The 21,307-nt window shown below is 49.5% G+C and carries 11 protein-coding genes, 2 tRNA genes, 3 rRNA genes and 3 pseudogenes; 11 read left to right on the top strand and 8 right to left on the bottom strand.

All coding sequences use genetic code 11. From position 1 onward, the window contains the following. The first annotated feature begins 5 nt into the window (after positions 1 to 5). From FAH66_RS08300 to FAH66_RS08290, 3 genes and pseudogenes are all read left to right on the top strand, one after another. Positions 6 to 539 (top strand): alpha/beta hydrolase, encoded by a 534-nt coding sequence (locus tag FAH66_RS08300; RefSeq protein WP_137041288.1) that lies wholly within the window; start codon positions 6 to 8, stop codon positions 537 to 539. A 159-nt stretch (positions 540 to 698) separates the two neighbouring features. Then, positions 699 to 2,809, top strand: a pseudogene (locus FAH66_RS08295) (TonB-dependent receptor). 170 nt (positions 2,810 to 2,979) lie between these two features. Continuing rightward, positions 2,980 to 3,675: a thiol:disulfide interchange protein DsbA/DsbL gene (locus FAH66_RS08290; RefSeq protein ID WP_137041287.1), complete on the top strand. Its 696-nt coding sequence runs from the start codon at positions 2,980 to 2,982 to the stop codon at positions 3,673 to 3,675. A gap of 165 nt (positions 3,676 to 3,840) precedes the next feature. Here the strand turns inward: FAH66_RS08290 and ffh are convergent, their stop codons facing one another. After that, the gene (gene ffh, locus FAH66_RS08285; RefSeq protein WP_003684000.1) at positions 3,841 to 5,211 is read right to left on the bottom strand and encodes a signal recognition particle protein; all 1,371 of its coding nucleotides are present in this window, start codon (positions 5,209 to 5,211) and stop codon (positions 3,841 to 3,843) included. Positions 5,212 to 5,393: 182 nt separating this feature from the next. Here ffh and FAH66_RS08280 point away from each other — a divergent pair, with 182 nt between their 5' ends. From FAH66_RS08280 to rrf, 6 genes are all read left to right on the top strand, one after another. Beyond that, complete coding sequence (locus FAH66_RS08280; RefSeq protein ID WP_070461213.1) at positions 5,394 to 6,206, top strand: cytochrome C assembly family protein; 813 nt, start codon at positions 5,394 to 5,396, stop codon at positions 6,204 to 6,206. Positions 6,207 to 6,653: 447 nt separating this feature from the next. Next, a 16S ribosomal RNA gene (locus FAH66_RS08275) occupies positions 6,654 to 8,194 on the top strand. A 105-nt stretch (positions 8,195 to 8,299) separates the two neighbouring features. Then, positions 8,300 to 8,376, top strand: a tRNA-Ile gene (locus tag FAH66_RS08270). Between the two features lie 5 nt (positions 8,377 to 8,381). After that, positions 8,382 to 8,457: transfer RNA gene (locus FAH66_RS08265), tRNA-Ala, on the top strand. Positions 8,458 to 8,805: 348 nt separating this feature from the next. Next, a 23S ribosomal RNA gene (locus FAH66_RS08260) occupies positions 8,806 to 11,694 on the top strand. A 95-nt stretch (positions 11,695 to 11,789) separates the two neighbouring features. Beyond that, a 5S ribosomal RNA gene (gene rrf, locus FAH66_RS08255) occupies positions 11,790 to 11,903 on the top strand. The 16S, 23S and 5S rRNA genes sit together here with 2 tRNA genes alongside, the layout of an rRNA operon. Before the next feature lie 145 nt (positions 11,904 to 12,048). On the opposite strand, the gene FAH66_RS08250 is transcribed toward rrf, so the two are convergent. The 7 genes and pseudogenes from FAH66_RS08250 to FAH66_RS08220 all read right to left on the bottom strand — a co-directional run bounded on the left by FAH66_RS08250 (position 12,049) and on the right by FAH66_RS08220 (position 18,283). Further along, positions 12,049 to 12,879 carry an integrase core domain-containing protein gene (locus FAH66_RS08250; RefSeq protein ID WP_137041286.1) on the bottom strand — a complete coding sequence of 277 codons (831 nt, stop codon included), beginning with the start codon at positions 12,877 to 12,879 and terminating at the stop codon, positions 12,049 to 12,051. Positions 12,880 to 12,917: 38 nt separating this feature from the next. Then, a complete protein-coding gene (locus FAH66_RS08245; RefSeq protein WP_244284925.1) occupies positions 12,918 to 13,733 on the bottom strand; it encodes a stealth family protein in 816 nt (271 codons plus the stop codon). A 55-nt stretch (positions 13,734 to 13,788) separates the two neighbouring features. Continuing rightward, positions 13,789 to 14,331 (bottom strand): dTDP-4-dehydrorhamnose 3,5-epimerase, encoded by a 543-nt coding sequence (gene rfbC / locus FAH66_RS08240; protein WP_167480331.1) that lies wholly within the window; start codon positions 14,329 to 14,331, stop codon positions 13,789 to 13,791. Between the two features lie 53 nt (positions 14,332 to 14,384). Further along, a complete protein-coding gene (gene rfbA / locus FAH66_RS08235; protein ID WP_137041284.1) occupies positions 14,385 to 15,251 on the bottom strand; it encodes a glucose-1-phosphate thymidylyltransferase RfbA in 867 nt (288 codons plus the stop codon). A 73-nt stretch (positions 15,252 to 15,324) separates the two neighbouring features. After that, positions 15,325 to 16,392: a dTDP-glucose 4,6-dehydratase gene (gene rfbB / locus FAH66_RS08230; RefSeq protein ID WP_137041283.1), complete on the bottom strand. Its 1,068-nt coding sequence runs from the start codon at positions 16,390 to 16,392 to the stop codon at positions 15,325 to 15,327. Between the two features lie 115 nt (positions 16,393 to 16,507). Further along, a pseudogene (gene galE / locus FAH66_RS08225) lies at positions 16,508 to 17,431 on the bottom strand (UDP-glucose 4-epimerase GalE); the annotation flags it as partial. 45 nt (positions 17,432 to 17,476) lie between these two features. Continuing rightward, positions 17,477 to 18,283: an integrase core domain-containing protein gene (locus FAH66_RS08220; protein ID WP_137041282.1), complete on the bottom strand. Its 807-nt coding sequence runs from the start codon at positions 18,281 to 18,283 to the stop codon at positions 17,477 to 17,479. Positions 18,284 to 18,412: 129 nt separating this feature from the next. Here FAH66_RS08220 and FAH66_RS08215 point away from each other — a divergent pair. Both FAH66_RS08215 and FAH66_RS08210 read left to right on the top strand, forming a co-directional pair. Continuing rightward, positions 18,413 to 19,320, top strand: a pseudogene (locus tag FAH66_RS08215) (transposase). A gap of 137 nt (positions 19,321 to 19,457) precedes the next feature. Next, positions 19,458 to 21,236 carry a transferrin-binding protein-like solute binding protein gene (locus tag FAH66_RS08210; protein WP_137041281.1) on the top strand — a complete coding sequence of 593 codons (1,779 nt, stop codon included), beginning with the start codon at positions 19,458 to 19,460 and terminating at the stop codon, positions 21,234 to 21,236. Positions 21,237 to 21,307: the final 71 nt, after the last annotated feature.

Genomic DNA, 21,307 nt, shown 5'->3' with positions numbered 1-21,307 from the left:
CTGAAATGCAGAGCTTCGAACTCGAAGAAATGGCACTGTTTCTGATACGCGATGCGGATGAAGCGGAAATGTGGATAGACCGTTGGACGGTTAGCTATCCGATTGTCCACACTGCCGAAGCCGATAGTCGGCAAACCATTTCCGAATGGCAACACGCCATTCAGACGGCCTTCGAGCATATCGTCAGCAGCAATATTGCCGTCGTGGCTCATGGTGCCGGCGTGTCCGCATTTTTAGCATGGTTGTATCAAGCCGACATCCTGACGCAAAAACGCCTGACCAATATTATTTTGGTCTCGCCGCGTCCAGAAGCTTTTCCCGAGGACGAAATCCATACGTTCCCGCGTGTCCGCTGCCCTTGCCGTACAGCGCTGGTTATCGCCGAAACAAACGGCACGCCACGCGATTGGGCGCAAGAACAGGCCGACCGCTGGCATGCACGCTTGCTTCAATCACCGCATTCCGGCCAGTTAAACGGCGCACTCGGCGGCTGGCAATGGGGTGTGAAGCTGATGCAGGAAATGCTGTTAAGTAAATAGTTTAGAAGTGTCTATCAAGAAGAGAGGCCGTCTGAAACTGATATGTGTTTCAGACGGCCTTTGTTTACAAATATCATGTTAAATATAATTAAAATAAACTATTCTCATTTCTTTTTTGAAGCAATATAATTCGGTTGTTTCGTTAAATTGAGTATAAAAATGCAAATACCATTTCATTTGGCTTTATTACCCACGCTGATTATCGCTTCCTTCCCTGTTGCTGCCGCCGATACGCAGGACAATGGTGAACATTACACCGCTACTTTGCCCACTGTTTCTGTGGTCGGACAGTCCGATACCAGCGTACTCAAAGGCTACATCAACTACGACGAAGCCGCCGTTACCCGCAACGGCCAGCTCATCAAAGAAACGCCGCAAACCGTCGATACGCTCAACATCCAGAAAAACAAAAACTACGGCACGAACGATTTGAGTTCCATCCTCGAAGGCAACGCCGGTATTGACGCGGCTTACGATATGCGCGGCGAAAGCATTTTCCTGCGCGGTTTTCAAGCCGACGCCTCCGATATTTACCGCGACGGCGTGCGCGAAAGCGGACAGGTCCGCCGCAGCACCGCCAACATCGAGCGCGTGGAAATCCTGAAAGGCCCGTCTTCTGTCCTGTACGGTCGCACCAACGGCGGCGGCGTCATCAATATGGTCAGCAAATACGCCAACTTCAACAAAGCCGCAACATCGGTGCGGTTTACGGCTCGTGGGCAAACCGCAGCCTGAATATGGACATCAACGAAGTGCTGAACAAAAACGTCGCCATCCGCCTCACCGGCGAAGTCGGGCGCGCCAATTCGTTCCGCAGCGGCATAGACAGCAAAAACGTCATGGTTTCGCCCAGCATTACCGTCAAACTCGACAACGGCTTGAAATGGACGGGGCAATACACCTACGACAATGTGGAGCGCACACCCGACCGCAGCCCGACCAAGTCCGTGTACGACCGCTTCGGACTGCCTTACCGCATGGGTTTCGCCCACCCGAACGATTTTGTCAAAGACAAGCTGCAAGTTTGGCGTTCCGACCTTGAATACGCCTTCAACGACAAATGGCGCGCCCAATGGCAGCTCGCCCACCGCACGGCGGCGCAGGATTTCGACCATTTCTATGCAGGCAGCGAAAACGGCAGCCTAATCAAGCGCAATTACGCCTGGCAGCAGACCGACAACAAAACCCTGTCGTCCAACTTCACACTCAACGGCGACTACAACATCGGCCGTTTTGAAAACCACCTGACCGTAGGCATGGACTACAGCCGCGAACACCGCAACCCGACATTGGGTTACAGCCGCGCCTTCTCTGCCTCCATCGACCCCTACGATCGCGCAAGCTGGCCGGCTTCGGGCAGATTGCAGCCCGTCCTCACCCAAAACCGCCACAAAGCCGACTCCTACGGTATTTTCGTGCAAAACATCTTCTCCGCCACGCCCGATTTGAAATTCGTCCTCGGCGGCCGTTACGACAAATACACCTTTAATTCCGAAAACAAACTCACCGGCAGCAGCCGCCAATACAGCGGCCACTCGTTCAGCCCCAACATCGGCGCAGTGTGGAACGTAACACCCGCCCACACGCTCTACGCCTCGTATAACAAAGGCTTCGCGCCTTATGGCGGACGCGGCGGCTATTTGAGCATCGACACTTCGTCTTCCGCCGTGTTCAACGCCAACCCCGAATACACCCGCCAATACGAAACCGGTGTCAAAAGCAGTTGGCTGGACGACCGACTCAGCACCACATTGTCCGCCTACCAAATCGAACGCTTCAATATCCGCTACCGTCCCGACGCGCAAAATGATCCCTACACTTGGGCAGTCGGCGGCAAACACCGTTCGCGCGGCGTGGAGTTGTCCGCCATCGGACAAATCATCCCCAAAAAACTCTACCTGCGCGGCTCGTTGGGCGTGATGCAGGCGAAAGTCGTTGAAGACAAAGAAAATCCCGACCGCGTGGGCATCCATTTGGACAACACCAGCAACGTTACCGGCAACCTGTTCTTCCGTTACACGCCGACCGAAAACCTCTACGGCGAAATCGGCGTAACCGGTACGGGCAAACGCTACGACTACGATTCAAGAAACAAAGAAGTCACCACGCTTCCAGGCTTTGCCCGAGTTGATGCCATGCTCGGCTGGAACCATAAAAATGTTAACGTTACCTTTGCCGCAGCCAATCTGCTCAATCAAAAATATTGGCGTTCGGACTCTATGCCGGGTAATCCGCGTGGCTATACTGCTCGGGTAAATTACCGTTTCTGATGAAATCAGGCAAAGGCCGTCTGAAAATAAGGCTAATTATCCAAGCCATATTTCAGACGGCCTTTATAAAGGCTGAAATAAAACTAAACACATTTTTTCACTCAAATTGAACACGCCTTCAACAAAATGCCATAAAATCCGCACATTGATTTGAATGTAAAGAGATACCTATGAGACTGAAAACCTTAGCTTTGACTTCATTGACCCTGTTGGCATTGGCCGCTTGCGGCAAACAGGCTGAAACCAGCGTTCCGGCAGACAGCGCCCAAAGCAGCGCATCTGCTCCGGCAGCGCCAGCTCCATTGACCGAAGGCGTGAACTACACTGTATTGTCTACGCCTATTCCACAACAACAGGCCGGCAAAGTCGAAGTATTGGAATTTTTCGGCTACTTCTGCCCGCATTGCGCCCATTTGGAGCCGGTTTTGAGCGAACACACCAAAACGTTCAAAGACGATACCTACCTGCGTCGCGAGCATGTGATTTGGGGTGACGAAATGAAACCTTTGGCTCGTTTGGCCGCCGCAGTGGAAATAGCCGGCGAATCAGATAAAGCGAACAGCCATATTTTCGATGCGATGGTTAATCAAAAAATCAATCTAGCCGATACCGATACCCTGAAAAAATGGTTGTCCGAGCAAACTGCATTTGACGGCAAAAAAGTATTGGCTGCATTTGAAGCGCCCGAAAGTCAAGCGCGTGCGGCTCAAATGGAAGAGTTGACCAATAAATTCCAAATCAGCGGCACACCGACCGTTATCGTCGGCAGCAAATACCAAGTCGAATTTAAAGACTGGCAGTCCGGCATGACCACGATTGACCAGTTGGTGGACAAAGTACGCGAAGAGCAGAAAAAGCCGCAATAAGTTGAAGGCTGAATGAGCAAAGGTCGTCTGAAAATAAGATATTTCAGACGGCCTTTCATATTAGACGTTATAGAATAGATGGTTGCTAAAGCCTCATGGTTTTAAATTTGAATACAAAACAAAACGCCGTCTGAAATTTCAGACGGCGTTTTCTGTCAAATTAGCTTACAAACCTGGGAACATGCCTTTCATTCCCTTCATGCCTTTGGCCAAACGCATCAGTTTGCCCAAACCGTTGCCGCTGAACATCTTCATCATTTGTTGCATTTGTTCAAACTGTTTGAGCAATTTATTCACTTCCTGCACGGTTGTGCCCGCACCCATTGCAATACGGCGTTTGCGGCTGGCTTTGAGCAGGGCAGGGTTGGCGCGTTCTTTTGGAGTCATTGAGTTGATGATGGCTTCCACTTTGCCCATCGCTTTTTCAGCCGTGCCTTCGGGGATTTGTTTCGAGATTTGGCCCAGTTCGCCCGGCATTTTCGACATCAGGTTTTCCAAGCCGCCCATATTGCGCATCTGCTGGATTTGTTCTTTAAAGTCGTTGAGGTCGAAGCCTTTGCCTTTTTGCAGCTTTTTCGCCATTTTGGCGGCGGCTTCTTCATCAATACCTTTTTGAACGTCTTCAATCAGGGTCAATACGTCGCCCATGCCGAGGATACGGCTGGCAAGACGGTCGGGGTGGAAAGGTTCGAGGCCGTTGATTTTTTCGCCGACACCGATAAATTTAATTGGTTTGCCGGTCACATGGCGTACGGACAATGCCGCACCGCCGCGCGAGTCGCCGTCCATCTTGGTCAATACGACACCGGTCAGCGGTAGGGCTTCATTAAATGCCTGAGCGGTATTTACCGCATCCTGACCCAGCATGGCATCAATAACGAACAAAGTTTCAACCGGGTTGACCGCCGCATGAAGCGCTTTGATTTCGTTCATCATCTCTTCATCGATTGCCAAACGGCCGGCGGTATCGACCATCAAGACATCGTAAAAATGTTTTTTGGCGTAATCGACGGCGGCAGTTGCAATCTCAACCGGTTTTTGGTTGGTATCGGATGGGAAAAAGTCCACGCCGACCTGTTCGGCCAACAGGCGCAGCTGTTCAATCGCGGCAGGGCGGTAAACGTCGGCAGATACTACCAAGACTTTTTTCTTCTGATCGTTTTTCAGCAGGCGGGCGAGTTTGCCGACGGTTGTTGTCTTACCGGCACCCTGCAAACCGGCCATCAAAACGATGGCAGGAGGTGAAACCGATAAATCCAATGTTTTGTTTTCCTTGCCCATCAATTCGACTAAGGCTTGGTTGACCACACCAATAAAGGCTTGGTCGGGCGTCAGGCTGCCGACGACTTCTTGGCCAAGGGCCTGTTCTTTGACTGTGTTGACGAATTCTTTAACGACGGGCAATGCAACGTCGGCTTCCAGCAGGGCAAGACGAACCTCGCGCAAGGCCTCTTTAATATTGTCTTCGGTCAGCGTTGATTGGCCGCGAATATTTTTAAGTACCTTGCTGAAGCGGTTGGTCAGGTTGTCTAACATACTTATCCTTGATAATGAGAATAGCTGCCCAATACAGGGCATTCTTTGTTAAAATAAAATTCGGATTATTTTACACGATAGTCCGAAGTTATGCTTCAAGAACACAAACACGCACACCAAGGCCGTCTGAAACCCTGCCGGCTGTCCGTCAAGTGTTCACACATCTATTGAGAAAGATATTTATGCCGATTGTCTTAATCTGCCTTATGCTGGTGTATGCCGGATTGGGCGCATTTTCCTGGTTGCAACATAAAAAGCACAATAATAAGTCTTACCCGCTGAAAACCGAGCTGCTGATTTTGAGTGGCGCATTATTGGTACATGGAGCAGCATTGATGTTCCCGGTATTGCAAGATAGGGTATTGATTACCGGTTTTGGTTATTCACTCAGTCTGATAGTTTGGCTGATGTTGATGATGTACTGCCTGGGCAGCTTCTTTTACTGTCTGCGTGGGGTGCAACTCTTATTGTATCCCTGTGCCGCATTGACCTTATTGTTGGGTTTCCTTTTCCCGGGTGATTTTTCAGGCCGTCAAATCGTAGACTTATTGCCGCTGTCGCACATCGCATCATCATTGCTCGCATACGGATTATTTGGCATCGTTACCTTATTTGCCATCCTAATCCTTTTGCTCGACCGCAATCTGCACAAACGCCGTTTTTCTGCATTGGTCAGCTTCTTACCGCCATTATTGAGTTTGGAAAAACTGATGTTCCAAGGTATGTGGGCAGGATTCGTTTTATTGACCTATTCCGTTATCAGCGGTACGTTTTTTGCAGAAACCATTTTCGGCAAGCCGATGACCTTCACGCATAAAACCATCTTCAGTATTATGTCTTGGCTGATTTATGGCGCATTATTGTTGAAACACAGCATGACCGCATGGCGCGGCAAAAAAGCCGCCGTTTGGACTATTGTCGGATTTGTCAGTCTGATTTTTGCCTATGTAGGCAGTAAATTTGTCCTAGAAATTGTCCTTCAACGTATTGGATAAATAGAAATCATGTAAACAGGCCGTCTGAAATACTCTTTCAGACGGCCTTTGTTTGTATTTTTTGTATGAATGGAGAGTGTAGAAAGTTTGTTGGAGTTTTTTATAAAATAAAAACCCTTTTAAAACATGTCTGTGATTAATTTTCTGAAAATAATTTTGCGAAAGGTGTTGACTGGTTTTGTTGGGAGGCGTATAGTTCGGTTCTTCGCTGCTGACGCGGTGAAGAAAACGAAGCAGACAGTATAACACAGCTGGTTGAAATTTTCGATAATTTTAATTGACATTTGCTAAATGTACTGTATAATTCGATTTGCTCTTTAAAAAACAGATTACCGATAAGTGTGAGTGCATTAGGCCTCACACTGTTTGAAAGACAGACAAGATGATGTTTTAGACATTGTCCTGTCGGTTTCTTTGAAGCAGACCAGAAGTTATAAGTTAGAGATTGAACATAAGAGTTTGATCCTGGCTCAGATTGAACGCTGGCGGCATGCTTTACACATGCAAGTCGGACGGCAGCACAGAGAAGCTTGCTTCTTGGGTGGCGAGTGGCGAACGGGTGAGTAATATATCGGAACGTACCGAGTAATGGGGGATAACTAATCGAAAGATTAGCTAATACCGCATATTCTCTGAGGAGGAAAGCAGGGGACCTTCGGGCCTTGCGTTATTCGAGCGGCCGATATCTGATTAGCTAGTTGGTGGGGTAAAGGCCTACCAAGGCGACGATCAGTAGCGGGTCTGAGAGGATGATCCGCCACACTGGGACTGAGACACGGCCCAGACTCCTACGGGAGGCAGCAGTGGGGAATTTTGGACAATGGGCGCAAGCCTGATCCAGCCATGCCGCGTGTCTGAAGAAGGCCTTCGGGTTGTAAAGGACTTTTGTCAGGGAAGAAAAGGATAGGGTTAATACCCCTGTCTGATGACGGTACCTGAAGAATAAGCACCGGCTAACTACGTGCCAGCAGCCGCGGTAATACGTAGGGTGCGAGCGTTAATCGGAATTACTGGGCGTAAAGCGAGCGCAGACGGTTACTTAAGCAGGATGTGAAATCCCCGGGCTCAACCTGGGAACTGCGTTCTGAACTGGGTGACTAGAGTGTGTCAGAGGGAGGTAGAATTCCACGTGTAGCAGTGAAATGCGTAGAGATGTGGAGGAATACCGATGGCGAAGGCAGCCTCCTGGGATAACACTGACGTTCATGCTCGAAAGCGTGGGTAGCAAACAGGATTAGATACCCTGGTAGTCCACGCCCTAAACGATGTCAATTAGCTGTTGGGCAACTTGATTGCTTAGTAGCGTAGCTAACGCGTGAAATTGACCGCCTGGGGAGTACGGTCGCAAGATTAAAACTCAAAGGAATTGACGGGGACCCGCACAAGCGGTGGATGATGTGGATTAATTCGATGCAACGCGAAGAACCTTACCTGGTCTTGACATGTACGGAATCCTCCAGAGACGGAGGAGTGCCTTCGGGAGCCGTAACACAGGTGCTGCATGGCTGTCGTCAGCTCGTGTCGTGAGATGTTGGGTTAAGTCCCGCAACGAGCGCAACCCTTGTCATTAGTTGCCATCATTTAGTTGGGCACTCTAATGAGACTGCCGGTGACAAGCCGGAGGAAGGTGGGGATGACGTCAAGTCCTCATGGCCCTTATGACCAGGGCTTCACACGTCATACAATGGTCGGTACAGAGGGTAGCCAAGCCGCGAGGTGGAGCCAATCTCACAAAACCGATCGTAGTCCGGATTGCACTCTGCAACTCGAGTGCATGAAGTCGGAATCGCTAGTAATCGCAGGTCAGCATACTGCGGTGAATACGTTCCCGGGTCTTGTACACACCGCCCGTCACACCATGGGAGTGGGGGATACCAGAAGTAGGTAGGGTAACCGCAAGGAGCCCGCTTACCACGGTATGCTTCATGACTGGGGTGAAGTCGTAACAAGGTAGCCGTAGGGGAACCTGCGGCTGGATCACCTCCTTTCTAGAGAAAGAGGAGGTCTGATGCATTCACACTTATCGGTAAACTGTAAAAGATGCGGAAGAGAAAAGCTTGAGTGAAGACAAGATTCGCTTAAGAAGAGAATCCGGGTTTGTAGCTCAGCTGGTTAGAGCACACGCTTGATAAGCGTGGGGTCGGAGGTTCAAGTCCTCCCAGACCCACCAAGAACGGGGGCATAGCTCAGTTGGTAGAGCACCTGCTTTGCAAGCAGGGGGTCATCGGTTCGATCCCGTTTGCCTCCACCAAGAACTTTACAAATCAAAGGAAGCCTGCTATACTTAGCAGCTTATTTTGATTTGCGAAGTGAAATATCGACGCATCGATCTTTAACAAATTGGAAAGCCGAAATCAACAAACAAAGACAATGAGTTTGTTTTGATTTTTTGTTCTTTGCAAAGGATAAAAAATCTCTCGCAAGAGAAAAGAAAACAAACACAGTATTTGGGTGATGATTGTATCGACTTAATCCTGAAACACAAAAGGCAGGATTAAGACACAACAAAGCAGTAAGCTTTATCAAAGTAGGAATTTCAAGTTTGCTTCCCTAGTCAACGGGTAGGTAAACGAAGTCAAAGAGGTTCTTGAAATGATAGAGTCAAGTGAATAAGTGCATCAGGTGGATGCCTTGGCGATGATAGGCGACGAAGGACGTGTAAGCCTGCGAAAAGCGCGGGGGAGCTGGCAATAAAGCTATGATCCCGCGATGTCCGAATGGGGAAACCCACCTCTTAGGAGGTATCCTTATCTGAATACATAGGATAAGCGAAGCGAACCCGGAGAACTGAACCATCTAAGTACCCGGAGGAAAAGAAATCAACCGAGATTCCGCAAGTAGTGGCGAGCGAACGCGGAGGAGCCTGTACGTGATAACTGTCGAGATAGAAGAACAAGCTGGGAAGCTTGACCATAGTGGGTGATAGTCCCGTATTCGAAATCTCAATAGTGGTACTAAGCGTACGAAAAGTAGGGCGGGACACGTGAAATCCTGTCTGAATATGGGGGGACCATCCTCCAAGGCTAAATACTCATCATCGACCGATAGTGAACCAGTACCGTGAGGGAAAGGCGAAAAGAACCCCGGGAGGGGAGTGAAATAGAACCTGAAACCTGATGCATACAAACAGTGGGAGCACCCTTGTGGTGTGACTGCGTACCTTTTGTATAATGGGTCAACGACTTACATTCAGTAGCGAGCTTAACCGAATAGGGGAGGCGTAGGGAAACCGAGTCTTAATAGGGCGAACAGTTGCTGGGTGTAGACCCGAAACCGAGTGATCTATCCATGGCCAGGTTGAAGGTGCCGTAACAGGTACTGGAGGACCGAACCCACGCATGTTGCAAAATGCGGGGATGAGCTGTGGATAGGGGTGAAAGGCTAAACAAACTCGGAGATAGCTGGTTCTCCCCGAAAACTATTTAGGTAGTGCCTCGAGCAAGACACTGATGGGGGTAAAGCACTGTTATGGCTAGGGGGTTATTGCAACTTACCAACCCATGGCAAACTAAGAATACCATCAAGTGGTTCCTCGGGAGACAGACAGCGGGTGCTAACGTCCGTTGTCAAGAGGGAAACAACCCAGACCGCCAGCTAAGGTCCCAAATGATAGATTAAGTGGTAAACGAAGTGGGAAGGCCCAGACAGCCAGGATGTTGGCTTAGAAGCAGCCATCATTTAAAGAAAGCGTAATAGCTCACTGGTCGAGTCGTCCTGCGCGGAAGATGTAACGGGGCTCAAATCTATAACCGAAGCTGCGGATGCCAGTTTACTGGCATGGTAGGGGAGCGTTCTGTAGGCCGATGAAGGTGCATTGTAAAGTGTGCTGGAGGTATCAGAAGTGCGAATGTTGACATGAGTAGCGATAAAGCGGGTGAAAAGCCCGCTCGCCGAAAGCCCAAGGTTTCCTACGCAACGTTCATCGGCGTAGGGTGAGTCGGCCCCTAAGGCGAGGCAGAAATGCGTAGTCGATGGGAAACAGGTTAATATTCCTGTACTTGATTCAAATGCGATGTGGGGACGGAGAAGGTTAGGTTAGCAAGCTGTTGGAATAGCTTGTTTAAGCCGGTAGGTGGAAGACTTAGGCAAATCCGGGTCTTCTTAACACCGAGAAGTGATGACGAGTGTCTACGGACATGAAGTAACCGATACCACGCTTCCAGGAAAAGCCACTAAGCTTCAGTTTGAATCGAACCGTACCGCAAACCGACACAGGTGGGCAGGATGAGAATTCTAAGGCGCTTGAGAGAACTCAGGAGAAGGAACTCGGCAAATTGATACCGTAACTTCGGGAGAAGGTATGCCCTCTAAGGTTAAGGACTTGCTCCGTAAGCCCTGGAGGGTCGCAGAGAATAGGTGGCTGCGACTGTTTATTAAAAACACAGCACTCTGCTAACACGAAAGTGGACGTATAGGGTGTGACGCCTGCCCGGTGCTGGAAGGTTAATTGAAGATGTGCAAGCATCGGATCGAAGCCCCAGTAAACGGCGGCCGTAACTATAACGGTCCTAAGGTAGCGAAATTCCTTGTCGGGTAAGTTCCGACCCGCACGAATGGCGTAACGATGGCCACACTGTCTCCTCCTGAGACTCAGCGAAGTTGAAGTGGTTGTGAAGATGCAATCTACCCGCTGCTAGACGGAAAGACCCCGTGAACCTTTACTGTAGCTTTGCATTGGACTTTGAAGTCACTTGTGTAGGATAGGTGGGAGGCTTTGAAGCAGAGACGCCAGTCTCTGTGGAGCCGTCCTTGAAATACCACCCTGGTGTCTTTGAGGTTCTAACCCAGACCCGTAATCCGGGTCGGGGACCGTGCATGGTAGGCAGTTTGACTGGGGCGGTCTCCTCCCAAAGAGTAACGGAGGAGTTCGAAGGTTACCTAGGTCCGGTCGGAAATCGGACTGATAGTGCAATGGCAAAAGGTAGCTTAACTGCGAGACCGACAAGTCGAGCAGGTGCGAAAGCAGGACATAGTGATCCGGTGGTTCTGTATGGAAGGGCCATCGCTCAACGGATAAAAGGTACTCCGGGGATAACAGGCTGATTCCGCCCAAGAGTTCATATCGACGGCGGAGTTTGGCACCTCGATGTCGGCTCATCACATCCTGGGGCTGTAGTCGGTCCCAAGGGTATGGCTGTTCGCCATTTAAAGTGGTACGTGAGCTGGGTTTAAAACGTCGTGAGACAGTTTGGTCCCTATCTGCAGTGGGCGTTGGAAGTTTGACGGGGGCTGCTCCTAGTACGAGAGGACCGGAGTGGACGAACCTCTGGTGTACCGGTTGTAACGCCAGTTGCATAGCCGGGTAGCTAAGTTCGGAAGAGATAAGCGCTGAAAGCATCTAAGCGCGAAACTCGCCTGAAGATGAGACTTCCCTTGTGGTTTAACCACACTAAAGAGTCGTTCGAGACCAGGACGTTGATAGGTGGGGTGTGGAAGCGCGGTAACGCGTGAAGCTAACCCATACTAATTGCTCGTGAGGCTTGACTCTATCATTTGAAGAACTTCAAAAGATAAAAGCTTACTGACTGATTCAGTCATCACCAAATAATTGATTAAGGCTTTACCGATTTGTAACAGTTTAAGTTTGGCGGCCATAGCGAGTTGGTCCCACGCCTTCCCATCCCGAACAGGACCGTGAAACGACTCAGCGCCGATGATAGTGTGGTTCTTCCATGTGAAAGTAGGTCACCGCCAAACACCCATTCCGAAGCCCCCGACTGATGTCGGGGGCTTTTTACATACCTGTCGGTTCTATCGGTTTGGCGATAGGTGATGGGGTAAGGGTGCAAGAATATTGATGAATCGATACCTATTGAGTGTTCGTGCATTCTTGGTATTTGGATTATGTGTAGGAAAACGTTGCGTTGTTTACACCACAGGTTGAGAATGAAGCCTGCAAGACCTCAAACGGCGTATCGCCGTTCAAACTGCGGTGCGGCTTCACAGTGTTATAGAAATTAACAAAGCGGCACAACTCCTTTCGCCAGTGTTCCGGACTGTCAAACAACTGTTTCCCATGCCACATCTCCATCAGGGTGCGGATAACCCGTTCCGCCTTACCGTTGGTCTGCGGACGGGCAACCCGGGTAAACTTTTGACCAATCCCGTTCTCATAACAGGCTACACCGAAAGCATGGTTGGCCGAGCCTTTATATTCCGTACCGTTGTCGGAGTAAACGCACTCAATCAGGTATGGACAGGGATCAATCAGGTGTCCAGTCAGAAACTTGGCGGCACTGTCTGCAGTTTTGTCCGGCAAAATGGCGGAGTATAGCTCCCTTGAGAAATCGTCGATGGCGACAAACAGGTAATCCCGATTATCGGTGGCTTTCTGCCCTTTGAGCAGCGGCAGCCGTTTGGTATCGAGATGTACCAGCTCTCCGGGGTAGGATTTATTGTAGCGTTTGGCCTGCCTTTTGAGTTTTTCCTGAATGCCGCGTTCTACCTTGGCCAGGCGTTTCATTCCGTACTTTGCCTGTTTGAAACGGTTGTTGGTACTGGTTTGGGGTTTGAGCAGTCTGCCCCTTGCGGCTTTAAGTGCGCGGTAAATGGTGACGCGGCTGACTTGGTAGCGGCGTGCCAGGGAGGTTACGCTTTCCTTCCCCTGCGTGTAGGCCAGCCAAATGGCTTGGCGGTGGTGCGGGGTGAGACGGGTGTTTTTGTGCATGTTCATGTTTCAGTATTCTCCTGGAAATACTGTAAACAACGCTACTAGTTTCTACATGACCATGCTTTTTGAAAGGATGTTTTCCGTAGAGGAACGTAAGTATGTACCAACGGTGTATTGATATTAATTGTCGGATAATGTCTTTTTAAGAGCTTTAATGCGTGTTCTGATGCGGTCAATGTCGGCGTGATTAGACCCCGTTGACGCATTTTTTGAAAACTTTTATTGGCAACAAATAGGGAAGCCAAACCATTATTTTCAAAAAAGTGGTTAGGCATCAGTGGTCTTGCAACGAAAATATCATCATTGAAATAAATAAAATGTTCACTTAAATCTGGAATTTTATATAAGTTTGCTTCAATGACGTGGGAATTGAACGTTGGTAAGTATTTGGCATCAATAATTTGCGAATGATTGATTAATTTAATTTTAGAATGGGCGTTTTCATCTAACCATTTAGGTTTTTGATCTGCCGTTACAATAAAAATATTGCGGACCCACGGCATAAACTTTTGTACGGCCTGTACTGAATAAAAAAGTTCATTATGGTTGGAAAAGCGGGCAGGGTCGGTCGCATACAGGCCGATATCTTCCTGATCGATGGGTTGCAGGGTACGGTAATACTGTTCTTGCCATGCTTTATCGGTATTGTCGACCCAAGTAAAAACAACATCGATAGGAAAGTTTGGCAAAACGTTTTCTGTGAGTGATGCAAGATTGGCATCTGCATTGATTAGAGTGAATTCTTCAGTTTCAGGAATAGGCTGTTCTACATTATAAGGAGGAAAGCGTTTATTTAGAAAATCCCTAAAGAAAATATGGGGCTCTCTAAAAAATTTTCTAATTTTATTTAAATTCATTTGAAACTTTCTAATACTACAAAATAGAAACAGTTGATTCTGTTATGTTTTGAAGTTATCCAAACGTTACCGCTTCAGCCAATACTTTGCCGGCCAAGTCTTTAGGCGACAGGTTCGGCTCGCCTTGCAACGGCCAGTCGATGCCGACGGTCGGATCATTCCAAATCAGCGAGTGTTCGGCTTTTGGGTTGTAATAGTCTGTACATTTGTAGACGAACTCAGCTTCATCGCTCAGTACATAGAAGCCGTGAGCGAAACCTTCGGGTACCCACAGTTGGCGTTTGTTTTCTGCGGACAGAATCTCGCCTACCCATTTGCCGAAAGTGGGGGAGTCTTTACGCATATCGACGGCCACGTCGAATACTTCACCGACAACCACGCGTACGAGTTTGCCTTGTGTGTTTTCAGTTTGATAGTGCAGGCCGCGCAATACGCCTTTGCCGGATTTGGAGTGGTTTTCCTGCACGAAGGTGCGTTCGCAGACTTGGGTTTTAAACCACTCGTCGCGGAAGGTTTCTATAAAAAAGCCGCGCGCGTCGCCGAAGACTTGGGGCTCAAGCAGTTTTACGTCAGGAATGGCGGTATCAATGATGTTCATCTTTTTATCTTTCATCTAAAGGCCGTCTGAAAAGTTTCAGACGGCCTCAAACATTATTTTTTCAACAGACGCAGCAAATATTGGCCGTATTGGTTTTTCGCCATCGGGCGCGCCAGTTCTTCCAGTTTTTCATCGGAAAGCCAACCGTTGCGCCAAGCGATTTCTTCCAGGCAGGCGATTTGCAGGTCTTGGATGTTTTGCACGGTTTGGACGAATGAAGCGGCTTCGTGCAGGCTCTCGTGGGTGCCGGTATCCAACCATGCGAAACCGCGTCCCAAAAGTTGTACCGACAATGAACCGTCTTCCAAATACATTTGGTTGAGGTCGGAAATTTCCAATTCGCCGCGGGCGGACGGTTTGATTTGTTTGGCGAATTCGACGACGCGTCGGTCGTAGAAGTACAAGCCGGTTACCGCCCAATCGGATTTTGGCTGTTGCGGTTTCTCTTCGATAGACAGGGCGTTGAAGTTTTCGTCAAATTCGACTACGCCGAAACGCTCTGGGTCTTTGACCTGATAACCGAATACGGTTGCGCCGCGGGTCTTTGCGGCGGCCTGTTTCAATGTTTGCGTAAACGATTGACCGTAGAAAATATTGTCGCCCAAAACCAAGCAAACATTGTCGTTGCCGATAAATTCTTCGCCGATGATAAATGCCTGTGCCAAGCCGTCCGGACTGGGTTGAACGGCATAGCTGATGGAAATGCCGAAATCTCTACCGTCGCCGAGCAGACGTTTGAAAGAGGCGTTGTCTTCAGGCGTGGTAATCACCAAAATATCGCGGATTCCTGCCAGCATCAATACGGACAGGGGATAGTAAATCATAGGCTTGTCGTACACGGGCAGCAGTTGTTTGGATACGCCGCGCGTGATGGGGTAGAGGCGTGTGCCGCTGCCGCCGGCAAGGATGATGCCTTTCATGGGTTTTCTCCTGAGTAGTGTGTGTTTGCATGATTTTCAGACGGCCTAATATGGGAACAGGCCGTCTGAAAACTTATTTTCCTGTGCCTAAACGCTCTAAACGATAGCTGCCGTTCAATACGTTTTGCCACCAGTTTTTATTGTCCAAATACCATTGTACTGTTTTGCGGATGCCGGATTCGAATGTTTCCTGAGGTTTCCAGCCCAGCTCCTTGCTGATTTTGGCGGCGTCGATGGCGTAGCGTACGTCATGGCCGGGGCGGTCTTGTACGAAAGTAATCAAATCTTCATAACGTGCCACACCGGCCGGTTTTTCAGGAACAAGCTCTTCCAGCAGGGTACAGATGGTTTTGACGACTTCAATATTGGCTTTTTCATTGTGGCCGCCAATATTGTAGGTTTCGCCGACAACACCTTCGGTAACAACCTGATACAGCGCGCGCGCGTGGTCTTCGACAAACAGCCAGTCGCGGATTTGCATACCGTCGCCGTACACAGGCAGCGGTTTGCCGTCGAGCGCGTTCAGAATTATCAAAGGAATGAGTTTTTCAGGAAAATGGTAGGGGCCGTAGTTGTTGGAGCAGTTGGTTACGATGGTCGGCAAACCATAAGTACGCAACCATGCGCGGACGAGGTGGTCGCTGGACGCTTTAGAAGCAGAGTAGGGGCTGGACGGCGTGTATGGCGTGGTCTCGGTAAATAAATCGTCTGTGCCATGCAAATCGCCATAGACTTCATCGGTGGAAATATGGTGGAAACGGAAGGCTTCGCGCTTTTCAGACGGCATTTGTTGCCAGTAGGCGCGGGCCGCTTCAAGCAGATTGAATGTACCGACGATATTGGTTTGGATAAACTCACCTGCAGAATCGATAGAGCGGTCGACATGGCTTTCCGCTGCCAAGTGCATCACGGCATCAGGCTGGTGTTGTGCGAATACGCGGTCGAGTTCGGCTCGGTCGCAAATATCCACTTGCTCAAAAGCATAGCGAGGATTATCGGCTACCTCGGTCAAAGATTCCAAATTGCCGGCATAAGTCAGCTTATCGACATTGACGACAGAGTCTTGGGTGTTTTGGATAATATGACGGACAACGGCAGAGCCGATAAAGCCCGCGCCGCCGGTAACAAGGATTTTTTTCATAAATTTCAGAGGATAGCCAAAAAATATGAACGGATTATAGCAGACAGAAAGTGTGTTTTTGAGATAAAGAGACCGTCTGAAAACATCTCTTTCAGACGGCCTGTATCAGGTCAACTTAATTGTCGTAGCCATTTGGGTTGTTGCTGACCCAACTCCATGAGTCTTCCATCATCTGCGCCAAATCACGCTTGGTTTCCCAGCCGGTTTGCGCTTTGGTGTAGGCAGGGTCGGCATAGAAACAGACCAAATCGCCATCACGACGCGGTTTGATTTGGAAAGGAATGGTCAAGCCGGAGGCCGCTTCAAAGGCACGGATGATTTCTAATACCGAATAAGCACGTCCCGAACCCAAATTAAACAGATGTACGCCCGAAACATCGCTTTTCGCTTGCATCGCCGCCACATGGCCTTCCGCCAAATCCATCACATGGATATAGTCGCGCATACCTGTACCGTCTGAGGTGGGGTAGTCATCGCCAAAAACCGACAACTGCGGCAGCTTGCCTGAAGCCACTTGGCGGATATAAGGCAGCAGATTATTTGGGATGCCGTTTGGCTGCTCGCCGATCAAACCACTTTCATGCGCACCGATAGGGTTGAAATAGCGCAACAAAATCACGTTCCAACGCGGATCGGCCTTTTGGATATCCGTCAAAATGCGCTCCACCATAGACTTCGACGTGCCGTAAGGGCTGGTCGTATCTCCCGGTTGCATATCTTCCGTATAAGGCACTTTACCCGGATCGCCGTAAACCGTAGCCGATTAGCTGAACACAATCTTAAATACGCCGGCACGCGCCATTTCTTCTGCCAATACCAAGCTGCCCGACACATTGTTGTCATAGTATTTCATTGGTTCGGCCACGCTTTCGCCGACTGCCTTTAAGCCGGCAAAATGGATCACCGATTCGATTTTGTGTTCGGCAAAAATGCGCTGCAACACCGTACGGTCGCGGATGTCGTCTTGGTAAAACGGAATGTCTTTTCCGGTAATTTGTTTCAGGCGCGGCAGAATATGGATGCTGGAATTGCACAAATTGAGACCTTTGCAAAATTCCCCAAATGTAGGAAAACGTTGCGTTGTTTACACCACAGGTTGAGAAAAATAAGCCTGCAAGACCTCAAACGGCGTATCGCCGTTCAAACTGCGGTGTGGCTTCACAGTGTTATAGAAATTAACAAAGCGGCACAACTCCTTTCGCCGGTGTTCCGGACTGTCAAACAACTGTTTCTCATGCCACATCTCCATCAGGGTACGGATAACCCGTTCCGCCTTACCGTTGGTCTGCGGACGGGCAACCCGGGTAAACTTTTGACCAATCCCGTTCTCATAACAGGCTACACTGAAAGCATGGTTGGCCGAGCCTTTGTATCCCGTACCGTTATCAGAGTAAATGCACTCAATCAGATATGGGCAGGGATCAATCAGGTGTTCGGTCAGAAACTTGGCGGCACTGTCTGCGGTTTTGTCCGGCAAAATGGCGGAGTATAGCTCCCTTGAGAAATCGTCGATGGCGACAAACAGGTAATCCCGATTATCGGTGGCTTTCTGCCCTTTGAGCAGCGGCAGCCGTTTGGTATCGAGATGTACCAGCTCTCCGGGGTAGGATTTATTGTAGCGTTTGGCCTGCCTTTTGAGTTTTTCCTGAATGCTGCGTTCTACCTTAGCTAGGCGTTTCATTCCGTACTTTGCCTGTTTGAAACGGTTGTTGGTACTGGTTTGGGGTTTGAGCAGTCTGCCCCTTGCGGCTTTAAGTGCGCGGTAAATGGTGACGCGGCAGACTTGGTAGCGGCGTGCCAGGGAGGTGACGCTTTCCTTTTCCTGCGTGTAGGCCAGCCAAATGGCTTGGCGGTGGTGCGGGGTGAGACGGGTGTTTTTGTGCATGTTCATGTTTCAGTATTCTCCTGGAAATACTGTAAACAACGCTACTAGTTTCTACACCCCAAAATCCCCTAAATTCCCACAAAGACATTTAGGGGATTTCTCATGAGCACCTTCTTCCAACAAACCGCATAATCCATGATTGCCAAACACATCGACCGCTTCCCACTATTGAAGTTGGATCAAGTGATTGATTGGCAACCGATCGAACAGTACCTGAATCGTCAAAGAACCCGTTACCTTAGAGACCACCGCGGACGTCCCGCCTATCCACTGCTATCCATGTTCAAAGCCGTCCTGCTCGGACAATGGCACAGCCTCTCCGATCCCGAACTCGAACACAGCCTCATCACCCGCATCGACTTCAACCTGTTTTGCCGTTTCGACGAACTGAGCATCCCCGATTACAGCACCTTATGCCGCTACCGCAACCGGCGGCGCAAGACAACACCCTGTCCGAACTGCTGGAACTGATTAACCGCCAACTGACCGAAAAAGGCCTAAAAGTAGAGAAAGCATCCGCCGCCGTCATTGACGCCACCATTATTGAGACCGCCGGTAGCAAACAGCGTCAGGCTATAGAAGTGGATGAGGAAGGACAAGTCAGCGGCCAAACCACACCGAGCAAAGATAAAGATGCCCGTTGGATAAAGAAAAACGGCCTCTACAAACTCGGTTACAAACAACATACCCGTACCGATGCGGAAGGTTGGTTGGGACATGAAGTTACCCGCCTGACCGTATGCGAATACCTCAAACCATTGTTTGCAGACGGCATCGATACACTGGTGTTGGGCTGCACGCACTTTCCCTTGCTCAAGCCCTTAATCGGTAGGGAGGCGGGTAATGTCGCGTTGGTTGATTCTGCAATTATGATGGCTGAAGAAACAGCACGCGTCCTTGCGCAGGAGGAATTACTCAATACTGACAACAATAATCCCGACTATCGTTTTTATGTCAGCGATATTCCTTTGAAATTCAGAACGATAGGCGAACGTTTTCTGGGTAGGACGATGGAGCAGATTGAAATGGTGTCTTTGGGTTAGGCAAAGTTTGCTCAAACACCCGCATATCTGGAGTAAGGATGTGCGGGTGTTTTTTGTGAAGATACGTCAGAAAATGTTTGCAAATTACATTTTAAGTTAATAGAATATAAACTATTATCATTTTTAAAAAAGTTGATATGAAAAATTCACTTATTGCCCAAGCAGCCGGTATCCTGCCTGTGCTGCTGCTTTCTGCCTGCGCGGGCGGCGGCAGTTTCGATTTGGACAGCGTGGAAACGAAACAGCACAACCCGCAGTCCGAAGCACCGAAATACCAAGACGAACAGACTGAAAAACCGGCAAAACCCGATGAAGCACAGGCGGCGGAAAACGAACGTCCGGCTTACGGTTTTGCAGCCAAAATACCGCGTCGGAATATCCATTTCAACGTGAAGCAGGGGCATCAGCCACTGTCGGATGCGGATTGGGTGAAATTGGCGGCGGGTGAACCGGATAAGTTTCCCCAAAAGGATGACATTTTTGCGATGGATAAGGGTACGCTGAACGAATCCATTACAACGGGCGACGGCAAAAGCCGCGTGGAAGGATACACGAAATTCAAGTATGTCCGCTCGGGCTATATCTACCGCAACGGTGCCAATAAAATCGATCCCAAAAACAATATCGCCCTTTTCGGTCCGGACGGCTACCTTTTCTACAAAGGCAGCAATCCTTCCCAAGCTCTGCCGATGGGCAAAGCGATTTACAAAGGTACTTGGGATTATGTAACCGATGCCAAGGAAAAACAGAAGTTTCCCCAGTTGGGTAGTCCGCCAGCGGGGGATAGGTACGGGGCTTTGTCTGCCGAGGAAGCGGATGTGTTGCGCAATGAAAGCGAGGCACCGAAAGGTCAGACCGATTTCGGGCTGACCAGCAAGTTTGAGGTGGATTTCGCCGCCAAGACCATGACCGGCGCGCTCTACCGCAATAACCGGATTACCCATAACGAAACCGAAAATAAAACCAAACAAATTAAACGGTACGACATTCAGGCTAACCTGCACGGCAACCGCTTCAAAGGTAAGGCGTTGGCTGCGGATAAAGATACTGGGAACGGTCATCCCTTCGTTTCTGATTCTGACAGTCTGGAAGGTGGTTTCTACGGGCCTCAGGGTGACGAGTTGGGCGGTAAGTTTTTGGCAAACGATAAGAAAGTGCTTGCCGTATTCAGTGCGAAACAGAAAGACGATGCAGAAAAACCATTGGCTGAAACCTTTATGGACGCTTACCGCATCGGTGCGGATTTTGTGAAAAAACAGATTGACAGCTTCGGCAACGTGGCCAAACTGCTGATTGACGGCGTAGAGCTTGCGCTTGTGCCGTCCGAAGGCACTCAGACGGCATTCCAGCATGTATTTGAGAAAGACGGTGTGAAGGTGTCGGTATGCTGCTCCAATTTGGATTACCTGCATTTCGGGGTGTTGGAACACGGCGGTTCGCACGATATGTTCCTGCAGGGCAGCCGTACGCCGGTTTCCGATATGCCTGTAACGGCGGGAGAGGCGGTATATCGCGGTACATGGTCGGGTACTATTGTTAATGGTACGAGCTGGAGTGCCGAACCTTCCAATAAGGAAGGCGGTAACCGGGCGGAGTTTAAAGTTAATTTTGCCGAGAAAACCCTCAACGGTATGCTGACGGCGAAAGACCGCATTGCCCCCGTATTCACCATCACTGCCACGATTCAGGGCAACGGTTTTTCAGGTGTGGCGAAAACCGGTGAAAACGGCTTTGCATTAGATCCGAAAAATACCATCGATCCGAAACGGACGAATATCCGTGCAGATGTGTCCGGCGGCTTCTACGGCAAAACCGCCATTGAGATGGGCGGATCGTTCTCCGGAAATACATTGGAGGGAGAAAGCGGCAAGGCGGCAGTGGTATTCGGTACGAAACGCCAACAGCTTGTCCGGTAAACTGGGCTGCCGGTTGACAGAGGAAAGTTCTTCAGACGGCATATCGGCTTTAAATGCCGTCTGAAGGCAGT

This window comes from Neisseria subflava (assembly GCF_005221305.1).
Classification (GTDB): Bacteria; Pseudomonadota; Gammaproteobacteria; order Burkholderiales; family Neisseriaceae; genus Neisseria; species Neisseria subflava.
The sequence above is the reverse complement of the archived record's forward strand: the minus strand, read 5'-3'. Positions and strand labels throughout refer to the sequence as shown.

What these genes read in the sequence shown, in the direction of transcription:
- FAH66_RS08220 (WP_137041282.1), bottom strand. Translation starts at nt 18,283, where the DNA reads ATGAACATGCACAAAAACACCCGTCTCACCCCGCACCACCGCCAAGCC.
- rfbA (WP_137041284.1), bottom strand. Translation starts at nt 15,251, where the DNA reads ATGAAAGGCATCATCCTTGCCGGCGGCAGCGGCACACGCCTCTACCCC.
- FAH66_RS08280 (WP_070461213.1), top strand. Translation starts at nt 5,394, where the DNA reads ATGCCGATTGTCTTAATCTGCCTTATGCTGGTGTATGCCGGATTGGGC.
- rfbC (WP_167480331.1), bottom strand. Translation starts at nt 14,331, where the DNA reads ATGAACATCATTGATACCGCCATTCCTGACGTAAAACTGCTTGAGCCC.
- FAH66_RS08300 (WP_137041288.1), top strand. Translation starts at nt 6, where the DNA reads ATGCAGAGCTTCGAACTCGAAGAAATGGCACTGTTTCTGATACGCGAT.
- FAH66_RS08245 (WP_244284925.1), bottom strand. Translation starts at nt 13,733, where the DNA reads ATGAATTTAAATAAAATTAGAAAATTTTTTAGAGAGCCCCATATTTTC.
- rfbB (WP_137041283.1), bottom strand. Translation starts at nt 16,392, where the DNA reads ATGAAAAAAATCCTTGTTACCGGCGGCGCGGGCTTTATCGGCTCTGCC.
- FAH66_RS08210 (WP_137041281.1), top strand. Translation starts at nt 19,458, where the DNA reads ATGAAAAATTCACTTATTGCCCAAGCAGCCGGTATCCTGCCTGTGCTG.
- ffh (WP_003684000.1), bottom strand. Translation starts at nt 5,211, where the DNA reads ATGTTAGACAACCTGACCAACCGCTTCAGCAAGGTACTTAAAAATATT.
- FAH66_RS08250 (WP_137041286.1), bottom strand. Translation starts at nt 12,879, where the DNA reads ATGAACATGCACAAAAACACCCGTCTCACCCCGCACCACCGCCAAGCC.
- FAH66_RS08290 (WP_137041287.1), top strand. Translation starts at nt 2,980, where the DNA reads ATGAGACTGAAAACCTTAGCTTTGACTTCATTGACCCTGTTGGCATTG.